Source organism: Blautia sp. HCP3S3_B11 (genome assembly GCF_052064435.1).
Taxonomy (GTDB): Bacteria; Bacillota; Clostridia; order Lachnospirales; family Lachnospiraceae; genus Blautia_A.
The window spans coordinates 1-2,098 of sequence record NZ_JBQHVP010000045.1; the positions used below are offsets into that span (position 1 = coordinate 1).

2 protein-coding genes are annotated in these 2,098 nt (G+C 38.8%); both read left to right on the forward strand.

Annotated features, from left to right (window positions below; translation table 11 throughout):
• A partial coding sequence (locus ACTNC0_RS18120) for a tyrosine-type recombinase/integrase (protein WP_441088477.1) occupies window positions 1-694 on the forward strand: 694 nt, incomplete at its 5' end.
• Window positions 687-1,838, forward strand: a complete 1,152-nt coding sequence (locus tag ACTNC0_RS18125; protein ID WP_441088478.1) for an IS91 family transposase — start codon at window positions 687-689, stop codon at window positions 1,836-1,838. The genes ACTNC0_RS18120 and ACTNC0_RS18125, both read left to right, overlap by 8 nt.
• The last annotated feature ends 260 nt before the right edge of the window (window positions 1,839-2,098 follow it).

The following is a 2,098-nucleotide window of genomic DNA, read 5'->3' on the forward strand; positions in this document are numbered from 1 at the left end:
TTTATATTTAAAGGACAAAGGCGATAAATCATCTACCCTTAATAATAAAAATGGATCATTGGTATTTTTCTATAAGCGTGTTTTAGGAAAACTTTGGGATGATAACCTTGTTCCCAGAGCCATCAATGACTATGCTATCCCACGTGTACTGACACGCGAAGAAGTTGAAAGGCTGCTTGATGCTACTCCTAACTTAAAATATAAAGCAATGTTTGCACTTATGTATTCTTCCGGATTACGTGTATCGGAGGTAATTCACCTTAACTATGAGGACATTTCCCGCACAAATATGCAGATTTATATCCGCAATTCAAAAACACATTCCTCTCGTTATGCTATTTTATCCAAAAGAGCTCTCGACATTCTTACTGAGTACTGGTTTAAGTGTGGCAAGCCGAAAGGAATTCTCTTTCCGAATCAGTGGACAGGTGAATATCTTACTCCTTCAGCTACTGGTTTGGAAATGCGTAAATCCGTAAAAAAAGCAGGTTTACCCAAAGATGTACATTCCCATTGTCTAAGGCATAGTTTTGCAACACATCTCTTAGAGAATGGCGTTGATATTCGATATATTCAATCATTACTTGGACATCGTTCACCTAAATCTACTGAAATTTATCTGCACTTAAGCAATAAAACAGTTCTTGGCATCGTCAGTCCTTTTGACAAGGAAGAAGGTGGAGCTCTTGGATAAACCAACGGTACAGGATATCTTTTTGAGATTCTATCCTGGATATCTTGAAAAATACTCACCTTCTCCGGTGCAGTCTAAGGTTGCAAACTGTATCATCAACTGTAAGACCGGTGCCTATGGAGCTAACATCAGTATATGTGAAGATTGTGGTCATACCCAGATTCATTATAATTCCTGTCGTAACAGATGTTGTCCTATGTGTCAGGCTTTACCAAAAGAAATGTGGATGGATAAACGCCGTGAAGATGTATTGGATGCACCTTATTTTCATGTAGTATTCACAGTACCTCAAGAATTAAATCCACTAATCTACAGCAACCAACAGCTTCTATACGATACACTGTATCATTCTGTGTCAGCTACAATCAATGAGTTAACAGCAGACACGAAGCATCTGGGTGCAAAGGTTGGATATATCTGTGTATTACATACCTGGGGCTCTGAAATGAACTTCCATCCTCACATACATGTCATTCTGCTTGGTGGTGGTCTGACTGCTAAAAATCAGTGGCGTGATAAAGGTGAAGAATTCTTTCTTCCCGTAAAAGTTTTATCAAAGTTGTTCCAGGGTAAATATCTGAATGAACTTAAGACCTTATGGGAAGAAAATAAGCTTCAGTTTCATGGTAGCAGTGTAAAATATCGCAACCACTATGCCTTCAAAGAACTTCTTAACACCTGCTATGAAAAAGACTGGATCCCTCACTGCAAGAAAACCTTCAATGGTGCTCAGTCTGTTATTAACTATCTTGGTAAGTACACACATAGAATCGCTATCAGTAATCACCGAATCATCCGTATGGACGAAAATACTGTTACATACTATGTGAAAGATTATCGCGAAAAAGGTAAGTGGAAAGAATTCACCATTTCCGGAGTTGAATTCATCCGTAGATTCCTTATGCATGTGCCGCCGAAACGCTTTGTCAGAATCAGACACTACGGATTACTATGTACTCGAAGCAAGACCAAGCATCTGGCATTATGTCGGAATCTTCTTGGTTGTAAGCAGTATCTATCACGACTGAAAGATATGGAAACACCTCAGATACTTGAAACCCTTTATGGTATCAAGGTTACTGTTTGCAAATGCTGTGGTGGTCATCTTGGAAAACCACAGCCGAGAATACCTTTGCGCATTTAGAATCGACTAACTAAATAATTTCAAAAAGCCTCAGCGATGAGGTTTCTTTGTCGTGCCATGATTTTGCAAAAGCACCATGTAACAATGCAGAGAATTCTTGTATCTCACTTGTATTCATAAAAAAGCAAGAATTGAAAATCCATACATATCGGCTACACGGACGCGACTTTGTTCACTTTGGCAAAATCAAACGCGGTGCAAACGAAAGGGCAGTTTTTCTATAGTTTAAGACTGCTTTTTCGTTTACACCGCTATTGATT